At 73.7% G+C, this 17,252-nt stretch carries 16 protein-coding genes; 15 read left to right on the top strand and 1 reads right to left on the bottom strand.

The annotated features are described in order from the left end of the window. Positions 1 to 6 precede the first annotated feature (6 nt). The 13 genes from ABD296_RS16665 to alc all read left to right on the top strand — a co-directional run bounded on the left by ABD296_RS16665 (position 7) and on the right by alc (position 15,077). Positions 7 to 879, top strand: coding sequence for an FAD binding domain-containing protein (locus tag ABD296_RS16665; RefSeq protein WP_344267454.1), 873 nt, complete (start codon positions 7 to 9; stop codon positions 877 to 879). After that, entirely contained in the window at positions 879 to 1,364 is a 486-nt protein-coding gene (locus tag ABD296_RS16660; RefSeq protein WP_344267452.1) for a (2Fe-2S)-binding protein, read from the top strand. The genes ABD296_RS16665 and ABD296_RS16660 overlap by 1 nt, the downstream gene beginning before the upstream one ends. Continuing rightward, a complete protein-coding gene (locus ABD296_RS16655) occupies positions 1,361 to 2,713 on the top strand; it encodes an 8-oxoguanine deaminase (protein WP_344267450.1) in 1,353 nt (450 codons plus the stop codon). Before ABD296_RS16660 ends, ABD296_RS16655 begins: the two co-directional genes overlap by 4 nt. Then, the gene (pucD, locus tag ABD296_RS16650) at positions 2,714 to 5,050 is read left to right on the top strand and encodes a xanthine dehydrogenase subunit D (protein ID WP_344267448.1); all 2,337 of its coding nucleotides are present in this window, start codon (positions 2,714 to 2,716) and stop codon (positions 5,048 to 5,050) included. Between the two features lie 178 nt (positions 5,051 to 5,228). After that, on the top strand, positions 5,229 to 6,674 hold the full coding sequence (locus ABD296_RS16645; protein ID WP_344267446.1) for an NCS2 family permease: 1,446 nt from the start codon (positions 5,229 to 5,231) through the stop codon (positions 6,672 to 6,674). 26 nt (positions 6,675 to 6,700) lie between these two features. Beyond that, positions 6,701 to 7,783, top strand: coding sequence for an XdhC family protein (locus ABD296_RS16640; RefSeq protein ID WP_344267444.1), 1,083 nt, complete (start codon positions 6,701 to 6,703; stop codon positions 7,781 to 7,783). 14 nt (positions 7,784 to 7,797) lie between these two features. After that, complete coding sequence (locus tag ABD296_RS16635; RefSeq protein WP_344267442.1) at positions 7,798 to 8,184, top strand: allophanate hydrolase-related protein; 387 nt, start codon at positions 7,798 to 7,800, stop codon at positions 8,182 to 8,184. After that, positions 8,181 to 8,984 carry a hydroxypyruvate isomerase family protein gene (locus ABD296_RS16630; protein ID WP_344267440.1) on the top strand — a complete coding sequence of 268 codons (804 nt, stop codon included), beginning with the start codon at positions 8,181 to 8,183 and terminating at the stop codon, positions 8,982 to 8,984. Before ABD296_RS16635 ends, ABD296_RS16630 begins: the two co-directional genes overlap by 4 nt. Then, the gene (locus ABD296_RS16625; protein ID WP_344267438.1) at positions 8,981 to 9,889 is read left to right on the top strand and encodes a 2-hydroxy-3-oxopropionate reductase; all 909 of its coding nucleotides are present in this window, start codon (positions 8,981 to 8,983) and stop codon (positions 9,887 to 9,889) included. Before ABD296_RS16630 ends, ABD296_RS16625 begins: the two co-directional genes overlap by 4 nt. Before the next feature lie 18 nt (positions 9,890 to 9,907). Next, positions 9,908 to 11,623 (top strand): glyoxylate carboligase, encoded by a 1,716-nt coding sequence (gene gcl, locus ABD296_RS16620; RefSeq protein WP_344267436.1) that lies wholly within the window; start codon positions 9,908 to 9,910, stop codon positions 11,621 to 11,623. 39 nt (positions 11,624 to 11,662) lie between these two features. Further along, positions 11,663 to 12,802 carry a glycerate kinase gene (locus ABD296_RS16615; protein WP_344267435.1) on the top strand — a complete coding sequence of 380 codons (1,140 nt, stop codon included), beginning with the start codon at positions 11,663 to 11,665 and terminating at the stop codon, positions 12,800 to 12,802. Next, positions 12,775 to 14,106, top strand: a complete 1,332-nt coding sequence (allB, locus tag ABD296_RS16610; protein WP_344267434.1) for an allantoinase AllB — start codon at positions 12,775 to 12,777, stop codon at positions 14,104 to 14,106. The genes ABD296_RS16615 and allB overlap by 28 nt, the downstream gene beginning before the upstream one ends. After that, positions 14,103 to 15,077 (top strand): allantoicase, encoded by a 975-nt coding sequence (gene alc, locus ABD296_RS16605; protein ID WP_344267432.1) that lies wholly within the window; start codon positions 14,103 to 14,105, stop codon positions 15,075 to 15,077. Before allB ends, alc begins: the two co-directional genes overlap by 4 nt. 86 nt (positions 15,078 to 15,163) lie before the next feature. On the opposite strand, the gene ABD296_RS16600 is transcribed toward alc, so the two are convergent. Beyond that, positions 15,164 to 15,397, bottom strand: coding sequence for a DUF397 domain-containing protein (locus ABD296_RS16600; protein ID WP_173099355.1), 234 nt, complete (start codon positions 15,395 to 15,397; stop codon positions 15,164 to 15,166). Between the two features lie 157 nt (positions 15,398 to 15,554). Between ABD296_RS16600 and ABD296_RS16595 the strand changes: the two genes are divergently transcribed. Next, positions 15,555 to 16,169 carry an RNA polymerase sigma factor gene (locus tag ABD296_RS16595; protein ID WP_344267431.1) on the top strand — a complete coding sequence of 205 codons (615 nt, stop codon included), beginning with the start codon at positions 15,555 to 15,557 and terminating at the stop codon, positions 16,167 to 16,169. After that, on the top strand, positions 16,166 to 17,158 hold the full coding sequence (locus tag ABD296_RS16590) for a CU044_5270 family protein (protein WP_344267429.1): 993 nt from the start codon (positions 16,166 to 16,168) through the stop codon (positions 17,156 to 17,158). The genes ABD296_RS16595 and ABD296_RS16590 overlap by 4 nt, the downstream gene beginning before the upstream one ends. The last annotated feature ends 94 nt before the right edge of the window (positions 17,159 to 17,252 follow it).

The following is a 17,252-nucleotide window of genomic DNA, read 5'->3' as shown; positions in this document are numbered from 1 at the left end:
GGCGACATGGAGTTCCTGCGCCCGGCGACCTGGGCGGACGCCCTGGCCGCGAAGCACGGGACGCCGGCGGCGCTGCCGATCCAGGGCGGCACCGACGTCATGGTGGAGATCAACTTCGACGTGCACCGGCCGGCGGCGCTGCTGGACCTGAACCGGGTCCGCGAGCTGACCGAGTGGGACGAGGTGGACGGCCGCCTCCGCATCGGCGCGGGCGTCCCGTACGTGCGGGTGATCGGCGAGCTGGGGGACCGGCTGCCGGGCCTCGCGCAGGCGTCCCGGACGGTCGGCTCCCCGCAGATCCGCAACCGGGGCTCGGTCGGCGGCAACCTGGGCGCCGCCTCGCCCGCGGGCGACAGCCATCCGCCGCTGCTGGCGGGGGACGCGGTGATCGAGGTGGAGTCGGCGGAGCGCGGCGTCCGGATGATCCCGGCGACCGAGTTCTACCTGGGCGTGAAGCGGAACGCGCTGGAGCCGGACGAGCTGATCCGCGCGGTCTGGACCGCTCCCGCGCCCGGCCCGCAGTACTTCTCCAAGATCGGCACGCGGAACGCGATGGTGATCGCCGTCTGCTCGTTCGCGGTAGCGCTGCACCCGGCGGAGCGTCGCGTCGGCACGGGCGTCGGCTCCGCCGCCCCCACCCCGCGCCGCGCGACCGCCGCCGAGGAGTTCATCTCGAACGAACTCGACTGGGACGGCCGCGGCCAGCTCACCGACGCCGCGGCCCAGCGGTTCGGCGAGCTGGTCCGCGAGGCCGCCGCGCCGATCGACGACGTCCGCGGCACCGCCGACTACCGCAAGCACGCCCTGTCGGTGATGGCGCGCCGCACGCTGACCTGGGCCTGGAACGAGCACCGCGCCGAGCGAAGGGAGGCTTCCTGATGCGCGTCAACGTCACCGTCAACGGCTCGAAGGAGACCGTCGACGATGTGTGGGAGGGCGAGAGCCTGCTCTACCTGCTGCGGGAGCGGATGGGCCTCCCCGGCTCGAAGAACGCCTGCGAGCAGGGCGAATGCGGATCCTGCACGGTCTACCTCGACGGCGTCCCGGCCTGCGCGTGCCTCGTCGCGGCCGGCCAGGTCGAGGGACGCGAGGTCCGCACCGTCGAGGGCCTGGCGGAGGGGCAGCCCGGTGACGAGCGGCTCGACCCCGTCCAGCAGGCGTTCCTGGAGGCGGGCGCCGTCCAGTGCGGGTTCTGCACGCCCGGCCTGATCGTCCAGTCCCACGACCTGATCGAACGCAACCCCGCGCCGTCCGACGCCGAGATCCGCGAGGCGCTGGCCGGCAACCTGTGCCGCTGCACCGGCTACGAGAAGATCCTGGACGCGGTGCGGCTGGCGGCCCGGCGAAAGGCTGCACTGAAGTGACGACCATCATCGAGAACGCGCACGTCGTGACCGTGTCCGGGGACGAGCACCCCGGCGGCCACATCGTGATCGAGGGCGACCGGATCACCGCCGTCGGCGCCGGCCCGGCCCCGGAGATCGCGGGCGCCGACCGGATCGACGGGACCGGCTGCCTCGCCACCCCCGGTCTGGTCAACGCGCACCACCACCTGTACCAGTGGGCGAGCCAGGGCCTCGCCACCGACAACACGCTGTTCGAGTGGCTCACCACCCTCTACAAGCCGTGGTCGAAGATGGACGCCGACGTCGTCGCGGGCGCGGCGAGCGCCGGGCTCGGGTGGCTCGCCAAGTCCGGCTGCACCACCTCGTCCGACCACCACTACCTGTTCCCGCGCGGGCGCGGCGACCTGTTCGACGCCGAGATCGAGGCGGCGGCGGAGCTGGGCATCCGGTTCCAGCCGTGCCGCGGCTCGATGGACCGGGGCGAGTCGCAGGGCGGCCTCCCGCCGGACGAGGTCGTCGAGGATCTCGACACCATCCTCACCGAGACGGCCGCGGCCATCGACCGGTACCACGACGCCTCGCCCGGCTCGATGCTGCGCATCTCGGTGGCGCCGTGCTCCCCGTTCTCCGTCACCCGCGACCTACTCGTCCGGTCGGCGGAGCTGGCGCGCGACAAGGGCGTCCGGCTGCACACCCACCTCGCCGAGACGCTCGACGAGGAGGAGCACACCAACGAGCAGTTCGGCATGACCCCGACCGAGTACATGGACTCGATCGGCTGGCTCGGCCCGGACGTGTGGCTCGCGCACTGCGTCCACCTGCACGACACCGACATCAAGCGGCTCGCCGAGACGAGCACCGGCACCGCGCACTGCCCGAGCTCCAACGCGCGGCTCGGCGCCGGCATCGCCCGCGTCTCGCACCTGCTGGAGGCGGGCGCGACGGTCGGGATGGGCGTGGACGGGTCGGCGTCGGCGGAGTTCGTCCCGCTCGCCGGGGAGATCCGGCAGGCGATCTACATGCAGCGCGCCCGCTACGGGCCGACCGCGCTGACCGCCCGGCAGGCCCTGAAGATGGCGACGCTCGGCGGCGCCCGCTGCCTCGGCCGCGACGACGAGATCGGCACCCTCGAACCCGGCAAGCTCGCCGACGTCGCGCTGTGGCGGGTCGACGGCTTCCACGCCGCCGTCGACGACCCGGTGGTCGCGTTCGCGTTCGGCGGTACCCCGCCGCTGGAGCGGCTGCTCGTCGGCGGCCGGACGATCGTCGCCGCCGACACGCTCGTCTCCGTCCCGCAGGACGTGGTCGGACGGCGCGGCGCCGACGCGCACCGGCGCCTCATGCGACTCGCGGAGGAGGTCCTCTAGATGGCGGCCCCTGTGAAAAGCCCCGGCCCGGTCAAGAGCCCCGGCCACGTCGTCGCGCCCGGCATCGGCGGCGTCGGCGACAGCCCGCTGCGCCCCGACGGCACCCTCAAGGTCGCCGGTGAGTTCGCGTACGCGTCCGACCTGTGGATGGACGGGATGCTGTGGGGCGCGACGCTGCGCAGCCCGCACCCCCGCGCCCGCATCCGGTCGATCGACATCGGCCCCGCGCTGGCGACGCCGGGGGTGCACGCCGTCCTCACCCACGAGGACGTCCCCGGCCGCAAGGTGTACGGGGAGGACCACACCGAGGACCAGCCCGTTCTCGCGATCGGGGAGGTCCGGCACCAGGGCGAGCCGGTCGCGGTCGTCGCCGCCGACCACCCGGAGATCGCGCGCCGCGCCATGGAGCGCATCGCCGTCGACTACGAGGTGCTGGAGCCGATCACCGACCCCCGCGCCGTGATCGCCGACCCGGAGCGGCTGAAGGTGCAGGCGCGCGGCGGCATCACCCGGCACCAGCCCGTCCGTGTCGGGGACGTGGACGCCGCGCGCGCACATGCCGAGGTCGTCGTGTCGGAGGAGTTCTCGGTCGGCATCCAGGACCAGGCGTTCCTCGGGCCGGAGGCCGGCCTCGCGATCCCGGCGGAGGACGGCGGCGTCGACCTGTACGTCTCCACGCAGTGGATGCACAACGACCTGTCGCAGATCGCGCCCTGCCTCGGCCTGGACGAGTCGCAGGTGCACATGACCCTCGCCGGCGTCGGCGGCGCGTTCGGCGGCCGCGAGGACCTGTCGGTGCAGATCCACGCGGCGATGCTCGCCCTGCACACCGGCAAGCCGGTGAAGATGTCGTACAACCGGTACGAGTCGTTCTTCGGCCACGTCCACCGGCATCCCGCCTGGATGCGGTACGAGTACGGCGCCACGGCCGACGGGAAGCTGGTCTACGCCGACGTCGAGATCATCCTGGACGGCGGCGCGTACACCTCGTCCACCCGGAACGTCACCGGCAACGCCGCGTCGCTCGGCGTCGGCCCGTACGAGATCCCGAACATCAAGATCGACGCGTACGGGGTCTACACGAACAACCCGCCCTGCGGCGCGATGCGCGGATTCGGCGCCGTGCAGGCGTGCTTCGCCTACGAGTCGATGATGGACAAGCTCGGCGCGGCCTGCGGGCTGAGCCCGGTCGAGATCCGCCGCCGCAACGCCGTCTCGCAGGGCTCCAGGCTTGCGACCGGCCAGGTCATCGAGTCGCCGGCGCCGCTCGCGGAGATGCTGGCCCGGCTGGAGGCCATGCCGATGCCTCCGGCCTGCGACCCGTCCGACATCCGGAACCTGCCCGGCGGCGCGTCCCAGACCACGCATGGCGAGGGCGTGGTGCGCGGCGTCGGCTACGGCGTCGGCATCAAGAACATCTGCTTCTCCGAGGGCTTCGACGACCTGGCCACCGCCCGCGTCCGGCTGGAGGTCATCGGAGGCGAGCCGACCGCGCTCGTGCACACCGCCGCCGCCGAGGTCGGGCAGGGGCTCGTCACCGTCCAGGCGCAGGTCGCGCGGACGGAGCTGGGCGTCCAGAAGGTCACGATCGCCCCGGCGGACAACCGGGTCGGCGACGCCGGCTCGTCCAGCGCGTCCCGCCAGTCGTACATGTCCGGCGGCGCCGTCAAGACCGCCTGCGAGGCCGTCCGCGCCGAGCTGCTCGCCCGCGCCGCCCGCCGGTACGGCCACGACGACCTCTCCGCCGTCGGCGGGAAGATCGTCTCGCGGACGGCCGGGGTGCTCGGCAGCATCGAGGACGTCCTCGGCGACGACGCCATCGAGGAGACCCGCGAGTTCCACCACCGGCCCACGACCGGCATGGACCCGGTCACCGGCCAGGGCGTCACCCACACCCAGCTCGCCCTGTGCGTGCACCGCGCCGTCGTGGACGTCGACGTCGACCTCGGCCTGGTCAAGGTGGTCGAGATGGCCGCCGTCCAGGACGTCGGGAAGATCCTCAACCGGCTGTCGCTGGAGGGCCAGATCCACGGCGGCTCCGCGCAGGGCCTCGGCCTCGCCGTGATGGAGGAGATCGTCGTGTCCGGCGGCCTCGTCCGCAACCCGTCCTTCACCGACTACCTCATCCCGACCATCCTCGACATGCCGCCGATGCGGCTCGACATCCTCGAGAACCCCGACCCGGACGCCCCATACGGGCTCCGCGGCGCCGGAGAGCCACCCACGCTCTCCTCCACGCCCGCGATCGTCGCCGCCGTCCGCGACGCCACGGGCAGAGCGCTCACCCGAGTGCCGGTTCGACCGGAGCACATCATCACCGCAGGAGTCTCCGGCTAGCGATTGATCAACAGGGGCGGCCCGCGCTCCGTTCTCGGGGGACGGCGCGGGCATCCACCCCACAACCGCACCCTGATCGACCCGCACGGACGGCCCATAGGGGCCGCGCCGGTGGCCGATCACGCCCCCATGCCAGCCCCGGGGGGCGACCCCGGACCCCGGAAAGAGGGCACGAACCGTGACCGAGACCCAGGAGAGGCTTCCGGAGAAGCCGTCCACCCCCGACCGTTCCGCGTTCGACCGGTTCTTCGACCTGCGCGGGCGGGGCACGACCGTCGCCCGCGAGGTGCGCGGCGGGCTCACCACCTTCGTCGCGATGGCCTACCTGGTCATCCTCATCCCGCTGATCATCGGTGACGCGAAGGACGTCACCGGCGCCACCCTGAACCCCGCGCAGCTCACCACGATGGTCGCGCTGTCGGCCGGGCTGAGCACGCTGCTGATGGGCCTGGTCGGCAACGCGCCGCTGGCGATGGCGGCCGGCCTCGGCGTGACGCCGATCGTGGTGTTCCAGGCCGCGCCGCACATGACCTGGCCGCAGGCGATGGGCCTGGTCGTGCTGGAGGGCGTGGTGATCGTGCTGTTCGCGGTCACCGGGATCCGGCAGCTGATCATGGACGCGATCCCGCTGGCGATCAAGCAGGCGATCGGCGTCGGCATCGGCGCGTTCATCGCGCTGATCGGCCTGGTGGACGCCGGGTTCGTCGGCCACCACGACACCGCGTCCACACCCGTCCAACTCGGCGTGTTCGGGCAGCTCGTCGGCTGGCCGGTGCTGGTGTTCTGCGCGGGCCTGGTGCTGACGCTCGTGCTGTTCATCCGCAAGGTGCCGGGCGCGATCCTGATCGGCATCGTCGCCGCGACCGTGTTCGCCGTCATCGTCGACAAGGTCGCGAAGGTGGACCCGAAGACGTGGGGCGCGGTCGAGCCGAAGCTGCCGCACTCGATCGCCGCGACGCCCGACTTCGGGCTGCTGTTCAAGGTCGACCTGTTCGGCGGGTTCGGCCGGGCCGGCGTCGTCACCGCGACCGTCGTGCTGTTCACGCTGGTCCTGTCCGGGTTCTTCGACGCGATGGGGACGATCCTCGGCGTCTGCGAGGAGGCCGGGATGACCGACGAGAAGGGCAGGCTGCCCGGCCTCAGCCGCATCCTCACCGTGGACGGGTTCGGCGCGATCGTCGGCGGCGGCGTCAACGGGTCGGCGAACACGGCGGTCGTGGAGTCGGCCGCCGGCGTCGCCGAGGGCGCCCGCACCGGCCTCGCCAGCGTCGTCACCGGGCTGCTGCTCACCGCGCTGATCTTCCTGACACCGCTCGCCGGAGTGGTCCCGGTCGGCGCCGCCGCGCCCGCGCTCGTCGTCGTCGGCGCACTGATGATGTCGCACGCCCGCAAGATCGACTGGGCCGACATGGAGATCGCCGTCCCGGCGTTCCTCACCGTCGTGCTGATGCCGTTCACCTACTCGATCACGGTCGGCGTCGCCGCCGGCGTGCTCGTCTACACCCTGCTCAAGGTGGCGCGGGGGAGGTTCGCGGAGATCCACTGGCTGCTGTACCCGCTGTCGCTGGTCTTCGTCGCCTACTTCGCGCTCCACCCCATCGAGGAAGCCCTGGGCATCAAGTGAGGCCTCGAGAGAGATGAGGACCGTTCATGCGTGAGATCGCCGAGCGGCTGGCCGCCTGGAACGACGCCGGTGTCCGGTACGCCGTTGCCGTCGTGGTGTCCGTACGGGGCAGCGCGCCGCGCGCGCCAGGCGCGGCGATGGCCGTGTCCGCCGGCGGGGAGGCCGTCGGGAGCGTGTCCGGCGGCTGCGTCGAGAGCGCGGTGTACGAGCTGTGCCGCGAGGCCCTCGACACCGGCGGGACCGTCCGCGAGACGTTCGGCTACAGCGACGACGACGCGTTCGCCGTCGGCCTGACCTGCGGCGGGACGGTCGAGGTGCTCGTCCAGCCGGGGCCGTTCCCCGCGTCGGCGCTCACGTATGACGAACCGGTGGCGGTCGCCCACCTGATGGACGGACCGGGCGTCCTGACCGTCCACGCGTCCCACCACACCGGCACCACCGGACGCGCCGACGTCGACCGGGCCGTGGTCGCCGAGGCCCGCGCCATGCTCGACGCGGGCAGGACCGGGATCATCTCCGTGAGGTGCCGGGACGACGTGGAGGCGTTCGTCCACAGCTACGCGCCGCCACCGCGCCTGCTCGTCTTCGGCGCGATCGATCATGCGGCGGCGCTCGCGCGGCAGGGGAGCGTCCTCGGTTACCGCGTGACGGTCTGCGACGCGCGGCCCGTCTTCGCCACGCCGGCCCGCTTCCCCGGCGCCGACGAGGTGGTCGTCGACTGGCCGCACCGCTACCTCGCCGCCGAGGCGGAACGCGGCGCGCTCGACGGCCGGACGGTGGTGTGCGTGCTGACCCATGACGCCAAGTTCGATGTCCCGCTGTTGAAGGTCGCGCTGCGGCTGCCCGTCGCCTACGTCGGGGCGATGGGGTCGCGGCGCACCCATCACGACAGGCTCGCCCGGCTGCGCAAGGCCGGGCTGTCCGACCGGGAGCTGGCGCGGCTGCGCTCCCCGATCGGGCTCGACCTCGGGGCCCGCACCCCGGAGGAGACCGCGCTGGCGATCGCGGCGGAGTTCACCGCCGCGCGCCGCGACGGCACCGCGCTGCCCCTCGGGCAGATCAACGGGCCGATCCACCACGACCGGGCCGCCGTCGCGGCGGCCCAGTGAACGGAGGAGAGGACGTGCCACCCCTGTTTCTCAACGGAGGCGCGATGCGCGGGGGCCCGCTGCATCACCTGCTGGACGGGGCGCCGCTCGTCGCGTCCACCGGCACCGCGCCCCGCTACCGCTTCTACTCGGTCGGGGACCGCTGCCCGGCCCTGTCGCCCGTCGCGCACGGAGGCAGCCGCGTCGCCGGCGAGGTGTACGAGGTGTCCCTGGACGTGCTGCGCGACCGGCTGCTGCCCGCCGAGCCGTCCGAGCTGGAGCTCGGCGTGATCGAGCTGGACGACGGGTCGTCGGCGCTCGCCATGCTGCTGCGCCGGCCGTACACCTCCTATGTCGGGCTGACCGACATCACCGAACATGGCAGCTGGCAGAGCTACCAGAGTTCGAAGGAGGCCGCATGAGCGGCAAGTGGGCCGTCAACTGCTCGATCCTGTTCACCGACCTGCCGCTGCTGGAGCGGCCCGCCGCCGCGAAGGACGCGGGGTTCGGCGCCGTCGAGTTCTGGTGGCCGTGGCCGGGCGTGCCCGTGCCGTCCGCGTCCGAGGAGGACGCGTTCTGCCAGGCCGTCGAGGACGCCGGCGTCCAGCTCATCGGCCTCAACCTGTACGCGGGCGACATGCCGGCGGGGGAGCGGGGCGTCCTGTCGGATCCGGCGCGCGCCACCGAGTTCCGCGCGAGCGTGGACGTCACCGCCCGCATCGCCGAGCGGACGGGCGTCCGGATGTTCAACGCGCTCTACGGGCAGCGCCTCGACGGCGTCGCCGCGTCCGAACAGGACCGGGTCGCCACGCAGAACCTCGTCCACGCGGCCCGCAAGGTCGGCGCGTTCGGCGGGACGCTGCTGATCGAGCCACTCGCGCGGGGCCTGAACGGCGCCTATCCGCTGGAGACCGCCGCCGACGCGATGGCGGTCGTGGAGCGCGCCCGCGCGGCCGGGGCGGGCGACGTCAAGTTCCTGTTCGACACATTCCACCTGGTCAGCAATGGCGACGACCTGGAGAAGGCCGCCCGGCAGCACGCCGCCGACATCGGCCACGTGCAGATCGCCGACGCGCCCGGGCGCGGCCGTCCCGGCACCGGCGGCATCGACTTCGGCGCGCTGTTCGCGCTCCTCGACGAGATCGGCTACCGCGGCCGTATCGCCCTGGAGTACGTGGACCCGCAGCCGGACTTCGCATGGATGGAGAACCACCGCACATGAGCAAGATCGGATTCATCGGGCTGGGCATCATGGGCGCGCCGATGGCGGCCCACCTGGTCCGCGCGGGGCACGACGTGACCGGCTACGACGTCGTCCCGAAGGGTGTGGACGCGCTGGTCGCGGCGGGCGGGTCGGCGGCGTCCGGGGTGCCGGGCGCGGTCGCCGGCGCGGACGTCGTCGTCACGATGCTGCCGCAGGACGAGCACGTCGAGGCCGTGTACTTCGGCCCGGACGGGGTCCTGGAGAACGCCGCGCCCGGCGCGCTGTGCGTCGACTTCTCCACGATCCGCCCCGAGACGTCCGTCCGGGTCGCCGGGGCGGGGCGGGAGCGCGGGCTGCGGGTGCTGGACGCGCCGGTCAGCGGCGGCGAGAAGGGCGCGCGGGACGCCGTCCTGTCGATCATGGTCGGCGGGGACGAGGCGGACGTCGCCGCCGCCGCGCCGATCTTCGACGCGGTCGGCAGGACCGCGGCGCGGGTCGGCGGCAGCGGTGCGGGCCAGTACGTCAAGGCCGCCAACCAGCTGATCGTCGGCGGCACGTACGCGCTGGTCGCCGAGGCGATCGTGCTGATGGAGGCGGCCGGGGTGGACGCCCGCGCCGGGATCGACGTGATCGCCGGCGGGCTCGCCGCCAGCCGCATCCTCGACCTCAAGCGCGCCTCGATGCTGGACCGCGAGTTCGCCCCCGGCTTCCGCATCGACCTGCACCACAAGGACATGGGCATCGCGACCGCCGCCGCCCGGTCAGCCGAGGTGTCGCTGCCGATGACGGGCATGGTCGCCCAGCTCATCGCCGCCGCCCGCGCCCGCGGCTACGGCTCCCTCGACCACTCCGCGCTGCTGAAGGTCGTCGAGGACCTCTCCGGCCGCGCCACCGACACGGCCTCCGGCACCACCGCGGCCTGACCCGAAGGGAACACAGACATGCCGAAGATTCCCGTCATGCGGGCGGTGGTCGAGGTCCTGAAGTCCGAGGGCGTGGACGTCGCGTACGGCTGCCCCGGAGCCGCGATCCTGCCGCTGTACAAGGCGATGGAGGAGGACGGCGGGATCGCCCACCTGATCGTCCGGCACGAGGAGGGCGCGACGCACATGGCCGACGGCTGGGCGCGCACGACCGGCGGCGTCGGCGTCGCGATCGGCACCTCAGGGCCGGCCGGCACCAACATGATCACCGGCCTCTACACCGCGCACGCCGACTCCGTCCCGATCCTGTGCATCACCGGGCAGGCCGCGTCCGACAAGCTGCACCAGGAGGCGTTCCAGGCCGTCGACATCGTGTCGATCGCCGAGCCCGTCACCAAGTGGGCGGTGCAGGTGAAGGAGGCCGCGCAGGCGCCGTGGATCTTCCGGGAGGCGTTCCGGATCGCGCGCAGCGGCCGTCCCGGGCCCGTCCTGATCGACCTGCCGATCGACGTGCAGAAGCAACTGATCGAGTGGGACGTCTCGATCGACGCGCCGCTGCCGGTCGCGAAGGCCGAGCCGCATCCGCCGCGCGTCGAGAAGGCCCTCGACCTGCTGCTGGCGGCGGAGCGTCCGCTGATCCTCGCGGGCGGCGGCGTGATCCTCGCCGACGCGCACGCCGAGCTGGTGGACCTGGCCGAGCTGCTGCAGATCCCCGTCCAGGCGACGCTGATGGGCAAGGGCGCGATGGACGAGGACCATCCGCTCTATGCCGGTATGACCGGCGTGCAGACGTCGCAGCGGTACGGTAACGCCTCGTTCCTGGAATCCGACCTGGTCCTGGCGCTGGGCGCCCGGTTCGGCGACCGGCACACCGGGCAGCTCGACGTCTACCGCGAGGGACGGACGTTCGTCCACGTCGACATCGAGCCGACGCAGATCGGGAAGGTGTTCGGGCCCGACCTCGGGATCGTGTCCGACACCCGGCTGTTCCTCCGCGCGATCATCGACCTGGCGCGGGCGCGCGGCGCGGGCCGTCCGGCGGGGGAGTGGGTCGCCCGGATCCAGGAGCTGAAGGCGACGCTGACCCGGCGCGAGGACTTCGACGACGTCCCGATCAAGGCGCCTCGCGTCTACAAGGAGATCAACGAGTTCTACGGGTCCGACACCTACTTCGTCACAGCGATCGGGCTGTACCAGATCTGGGGCGGCCAGCACCAGAAGGCGGCCAAGCCCCGGCACTACCAGGTGTGCGGGCAGGCCGGGCCGCTCGGCTGGGAGATCCCGGCCGCGATCGGCGTCAAGACGGCCCTCGCCCGCACCGAGCCGGACGCCGAGGTGGTCGGGATCGTCGGCGACTACTCGTTCCAGTTCCTCGTGGAGGAGCTGGCGGTGGCCGCGCAGTACGACGTCCCGTTCGTGCTGATCATGCTGAACAACGAGTACCTCGGGCTGATCCGGATGGCGCAGGACCACAGCGGCTATGACATGAACTACGAGGTGGACATCCGCTACGACGAGCACGGCACCGACAACGTCAAGATCATGGAGGCGTACGGCTGCGCCGGCCGCCGGGTGCTGGAGCCCGGCGACATCCGGCCCGCGCTGGAGTGGGCGCGCAAGGAGGCCGCCCGCACCTCCCGGCCCGTGCTCGTCGAGATCATGATCGAGCGGGAGGCGGACACCGCCAACGGCGTGCGGATCGACGACGTCCGCGAGTACGAACCCGTCCCGTAGAAGGCGTTCCGTAGAACGCGTTCCGGAGAGGAGGCAGGCGTGCGGGGACACGTGCTGATCGCGCCCGACAAGTTCAAGGGCTCGCTGACCGCCGCCGAGGTCGCCGGGCACGTCGCGGCCGGGCTCGCGCGGGCGTGCCCGCACGTGCCCCTCGCGCTGCTGCCCGTCGCCGACGGCGGGGACGGCACCGTCGAGGCGGCCGTGGCCTGCGGGTTCACCGAGGTCCGGACGACGGTGTCCGGGCCGACCGGGCGGCCGGTCGCCGCGTCCTACGCCGTCCGCGACCGGACGGCGGTGATCGAGCTGGCCGAGGCGTCCGGGCTGCGGCGGCTGCCCGGCGGGACCCCGGCGCCACTGGAGGCGTCCAGCCGGGGCACCGGCGAGCTGGTCGGCGCGGCGATCGAGCGCGGCGCGACCCGGATCGTCCTCGGACTCGGCGGCAGCGCCGGCACCGACGGCGGCGCGGGGATGGCCGCCGCGCTCGGCGCCCGGCTCCTCGACGCGTCCGGCGAGCCGCTGCCGCCCGGCGGCGGCGCGCTGCGTTCGCTCGCCTCGATCGACCCGGGCGGCCTGCCGTCCCGGCTGCGCGGCGTGACGGTCGTCGTGGCGAGCGACGTCGACAACCGCCTCCTCGGCCCGGACGGCGCCGCCGGGGTCTTCGCCCCGCAGAAGGGCGCGACCGCGGCGGACGTCCGGGCCCTGGAACGCGGCCTCGCCCGGCTGGACGAGGTCGCCCGCCGCGACCTCGGCGCATACGCGGCGGCCCGTCCGGGCGCGGGGGCGGCGGGCGGCACCGGGTTCGGCGCGATGGCGTTCCTCGGCGCCACCGTCCGTCCCGGCATCGCCTACCTGCTCGACCTGCTCGGCTTCCCCGCCCGCGTCGCGGGCGCCCGGCTGGTGATCACCGGTGAGGGGTCGCTGGACCGGCAGTCGCTGCGCGGCAAGGCGCCGGTCGGCGTCGCCCGCGCCGCGGCCCGGCACGGCGTCCCCGCGATCGCCGTCGCCGGACGGTGCGCGCTCACCGGCGAGCAGCTCCGCAAGGCCCGCTTCCAGGAAGCGCACGCGCTCACCGACCTCGAACCCGACCCGGAGCGGTGCATGGCCGAGGCCGGCCCGCTCCTCGAACGGCTGGCCGAACGCATCGGCCGCGAATGGCCCGCCCTGGGAGGAGCCGCGTGACGTACGACCTGGTGATCCGGTCCCGGCGGGCCGTCCTGCCGGACGGTGAGCGCCCCGCCGCCGTCGCCGTCGCGGACGGCCGCGTCGCGGAGATCGGCGGCTACTCCGCGGATCTGCCCGCCGCGTCCGACCTCGACCTCGGCTCGACGGCGCTGCTGCCCGGACTCGTCGACACCCACGTCCACATCAACGAACCGGGCCGCACCGAATGGGAGGGGTTCGCGACCGCGACCGCCGCCGCCGCGGCCGGCGGCGTCACCACGCTGATCGACATGCCGCTGAACTCGCTGCCGCCGACCGTGTCGGCCGCCGCGCTCGCGGCCAAGCGCGCCGCCGCGTCCGGGAAGCTGCACGTGGACGTCGGGTTCTGGGGCGGCGCGATCCCCGGGAACGTGCCGTCGCTGCGCCCCCTGCACGACGGCGGCGTCTTCGGGTTCAAGTGCTTCGCGTCCGACTCCGGCGTGCCGGAGTTCCCGCCCCTCGACGCCGGCGGGATGCGGGCGGCGTTCCGCGAGATCGCCTCGTTCGGCGGGCTCGTCATCGTCCACGCCGAGGACCCGTCCGCCCTCACCACCCCGGCCGACGGGGGATACGCGGCGTTCCTGGCGTCGCGTCCGCCGTCCGCCGAACGCCGCGCCGTCGAGCAGGTCGTCCGGCTCGCCGAGGAGACCGGCGTGCGCGCCCACATCCTCCACCTGTCCGCCGCGGACTGCCTCGACCCGCTCGCCAAGGCGCAGTCGGACGGTCTTCCGATCACCGCCGAGACCTGCCCCCACTACCTGACCCTGACCGCGGCCGAAGCAAGCGGGCCGGCGTACAAGTGCTGCCCGCCGATCCGCGACCCCGCGAACCGCGACGCGCTCTGGCAGGGACTCGCGTCGGGCGTCATCTCATGCGTGGTCAGCGACCACTCGCCCTCCACACCCGACCTCAAACAGGGCGACTTCGCCACCGCCTGGGGCGGGATCTCCTCCCTCCAGCTCGGCCTGCCCGCCGTCTGGACGGCCGCCCGCGCGCGCGGGCACGACCTCGCGGCGGTCGTCCGCTGGATGGCCGAGGCCCCCGCCGCGCTCGCCGCCGTCCCCGGCAAGGGCCGCATCGCCGTCGGCGGCGGCGCCGACCTCGTCGCGTTCGACCCCGACGCACCCTTCACCGTCGACCCCGCGCGGCTCCGCCACCGCCACCCCGTCACGCCCTACGAGGGCCGCACGCTCACCGGGACCGTCCGGACGACCTGGCTGCGCGGCACCCCCGTCACCGGCACCGCGTCCGGACGCATGCTCGCCCGAAAGGACACTCCTTGAGCGACTTCACGACCCTCCCCGACCTGGCCGTCCGCACCCTCGGTGGCTCGGTCACGGCGGCCAGCGACGAGTCCTTCGAGGAGAAGGAGAACCTGATCAACCCGTGGGCGCCGGCCTTCCGCCCCGAGACGTTCGGCCCGAAGGGCCAGGAGTACGACGGCTGGGAGACCCGCCGGCGCCGCGAACCCGGCCACGACTGGGCGCTGGTCCGGCTCGGCCTGCCCGGCGTGGTCCGCGGCGTCGTCATCGACACCGCCTGGTTCAAGGGCAACTACCCGCCGCACGCGTCCGTCGAGGCCTGCGCGGTGGACGGCCACCCCGCCGACCTCTCCGGCGCCGGCTGGGTGGAGATCGTCCCGAAGAGCCCGCTGACGGGCGACGCCGCGCACGCGTTCCCCGTGGACGTCGAGCGCCTCTTCACGCACGTCCGGCTGAACATGTTCCCGGACGGCGGCATCGCCCGCCTGCGCGTGCACGGCGACGTCGTCCCCGACCCGGCGTTCCTCACCGGCCTGACCGTCGACCTGGCCGCGCTGGAGAACGGCGCCCGCGTCGTCGAATGCTCGAACATGTTCTACTCGTCGCCCGACAACATGCTGTTCCCCGGCCTGGCCCGCAACCAGGCGGAGGGCTGGGAGACCGCCCGCCGCCGCGAACCCGGCAACGAGTGGGCCCTCGTCCGCCTCGCCGCCGCCGGCACCATCCGGCTCGCCGAGATCGACACCACGAACCTGAAGTTCAACGCCCCCGCCGAGGTGTCGCTGACCACCGCCGACGGCGCGCCCCTCCTGCCGCGCACCCGCCTCCAGCCCGACGCCCGCCACCGCTTCCGCCTCGAAACACCCGAGGTCGACCACGTCCGCGTGAACATCTTCCCCGACGGCGGCATAGCCCGCCTCCGGCTGTGGGGCGACCTCGCCCCCGCCGCCGAACGGGCCCTCACCGAACGCCACCGCGCTCTGCTCGCCTAGCCCGACCATCCGGACGGCGGCCACCAGGTGGCCGGCTCGCCGCACCACCTGGCCGCCCTCGCCGCACCCCGGGCCCGCCGCGGGGGTCAGCCCTCGGCGGGCTCCTCCTCGAGGAGGTCGTCGAACTCGCCGTCCTTGACGCCCGCGATGAAGGCGTCCCACTCGGCCTCGGTGAAGTAGAGGATGGGGCCCTCGGGGTTCTTCGCGTCGCGCATCACGACGGCGCGGTCACCGAAGTCCTTGTGCTGGACGGGAACGTCCTTGCCATCGATGAACTCGATGATGACCCCGTCGCTGAGGATCGGTTCCTGCTCGGTCACTGGCACACCTTCTTCGTCCGCTCCGGTCGCGTCCAAGAGTAATGGGCGGTGACCCGCCGCACACCGCAAAGCGGCACCGCGAACGCCGCGGACGGCATCGGCGAAGCAGGAGTGACCATCCACCCGGAAGGCACGACATGAACCGAGAGAACTGGACATGGCCCCGGTGACCACGGCGCGGGAGCCGCGCACACCGCCCGGACGCGGCGAGGAGGACGGCGCGATCATCGCGCGGTCGAGGCGGGAGCCGGAGTGCTTCGCCGGCGTGTTCGACCGGCACTACGGCGCCGTCCACGGGTACGCGGCGCGGCGGCTCGGCACGGGGCTCGCCGACGACGTGGCCGCCGAGACGTTCCTCATCGCCTTCGACCGGCGCGAGACCTACGACGTCGCGCGCGGCGACGCGCGGCCCTGGCTGTACGGGATCGCCTCCAACCTCATCTCCCGGCACCACCGCGCCGAGGTCCGCCAGTACCGGGCCCTCGCCCGCACCGGCGCGTCCGACGTCGCCGAGGGGCACGCCGAACGGGTCGCCGGACGGCTCGACGCGCAGGCGGCGCGCGGCGCGCTCGCGGCGGCGCTCGGCTCGCTGGCCGCCGGCGACCGGGACGTCCTGCTGCTGGTCGCCTGGGCGCAGCTCGGCGTGGGGGAGACCGCCGAGGCGCTCGGCATCCCGGCCGGGACGGCGCGCTCCCGGCTGCACCGGGCCCGCAAGAAGATCCGCGCCGCGCTGGGCGACACCGACCCGCTCCGAGAGGACCTGAACCGATGAACGACCTGGACATGCTGCGCGACACCTGGGCCGAGCCCGCGCCGCCGTCCGGCGCGGCCCGCGCCTCGGCCCGCGCGGCGCTGCTGGAACGCGCCGCCGGGACCCGCCCGGAGGCCCGCCCGGCGCGGCGGTTCCGGCTCCGGCTCCCGCGCCCGGCGGTCCGGCTGGTGGCGGCCGGCGTCCTCGCCGCCGCGGTCGCGGTGGGCGTCACCGTCGTCCAGTCGGGCGGCACGGACGGGCACGGCCGGCCCCGGCCGGTCCTGCCCGGCATCCCGGCGGGCCCGGTGGCCAACGCGTCCGAGGCGCTGGAACGGGCCGCGCAGGCGGCCGAGCGGCGCCCGTTCACCCCGCCGAGGCCCGACCAGTGGGTGTACGTCGAGTCGCGGGTGCGAATGGGCGACACCCCCAACGGCCCCGTCTCCAAGGGCAGGACGCTGGTGACGCGCGACTGGAAGCGCGCGGACGGCAAGAAGGTGGCGGCTCTGGAGCACGGCAGGATCGTGTTCGCGGGCACGATGCCGACGACGCCGCCGTCCGACTACGCCTCCCTCGCGGCGATGCCGACCGACCCGGCCGCCCTGCTGCGCCGGCTCTACCAGCAGATGGGCGGCCTCGGCGACACGGCGGAGGGCCGGTACCAGACCGCGTACTCGATGCTCGGCGCCGTGCTGCGCGACAACCTGCTCCCGCCGAAGACGGAGGCGGCGGTGTTCCGCGCGATCAAGCGGCTTCCGGGCGTGACGCTGGCCCGGGCGCGCGTCCAGGGCCGTCCGGCGCTCGCGCTCGCCCGCCTGGAGGAGGGCTGGCTGCACGAGGAGCTGATGCTCGACCCGACCACCTACCGCTACCTGGGCGAGCAGTCGGTCGCCGTCAAGGACCACACCGGCCACGGCGACGACGGCGACCTCGTGGTGAAGAAAGGCGACGTCCTCAACATGACGATCCGCCTCAAGACCGCCATCGTCGACACCCCCGGCCAGCAACCGTAATTTTCGAACCCCGGCCACAGGTCACGGGCAGGCACGCGGAGCGAGCGCCAGCGAGCGGAGCGGGCCTGCCCGACGGGCGGCAGGACGGTGCGCG

It is taken from the genome of Actinomadura napierensis, from assembly GCF_039529375.1.
Lineage (GTDB): Bacteria > Actinomycetota > Actinomycetes > Streptosporangiales > Streptosporangiaceae > Spirillospora > Spirillospora napierensis.
This window is presented reverse-complemented; position numbering and strand designations above follow the sequence as displayed.

Coding starts and splice junctions, on each gene's coding strand:
- allB (WP_344267434.1), top strand. CDS start 12,775: ATGGCCCGCCCTGGGAGGAGCCGCGTGACGTACGACCTGGTGATCCGG.
- ABD296_RS16590 (WP_344267429.1), top strand. CDS start 16,166: ATGAACGACCTGGACATGCTGCGCGACACCTGGGCCGAGCCCGCGCCG.
- ABD296_RS16595 (WP_344267431.1), top strand. CDS start 15,555: ATGGCCCCGGTGACCACGGCGCGGGAGCCGCGCACACCGCCCGGACGC.
- pucD (WP_344267448.1), top strand. CDS start 2,714: ATGGCGGCCCCTGTGAAAAGCCCCGGCCCGGTCAAGAGCCCCGGCCAC.
- ABD296_RS16640 (WP_344267444.1), top strand. CDS start 6,701: ATGCGTGAGATCGCCGAGCGGCTGGCCGCCTGGAACGACGCCGGTGTC.
- ABD296_RS16625 (WP_344267438.1), top strand. CDS start 8,981: ATGAGCAAGATCGGATTCATCGGGCTGGGCATCATGGGCGCGCCGATG.
- ABD296_RS16665 (WP_344267454.1), top strand. CDS start 7: ATGGAGTTCCTGCGCCCGGCGACCTGGGCGGACGCCCTGGCCGCGAAG.
- ABD296_RS16660 (WP_344267452.1), top strand. CDS start 879: ATGCGCGTCAACGTCACCGTCAACGGCTCGAAGGAGACCGTCGACGAT.
- gcl (WP_344267436.1), top strand. CDS start 9,908: ATGCCGAAGATTCCCGTCATGCGGGCGGTGGTCGAGGTCCTGAAGTCC.
- ABD296_RS16630 (WP_344267440.1), top strand. CDS start 8,181: ATGAGCGGCAAGTGGGCCGTCAACTGCTCGATCCTGTTCACCGACCTG.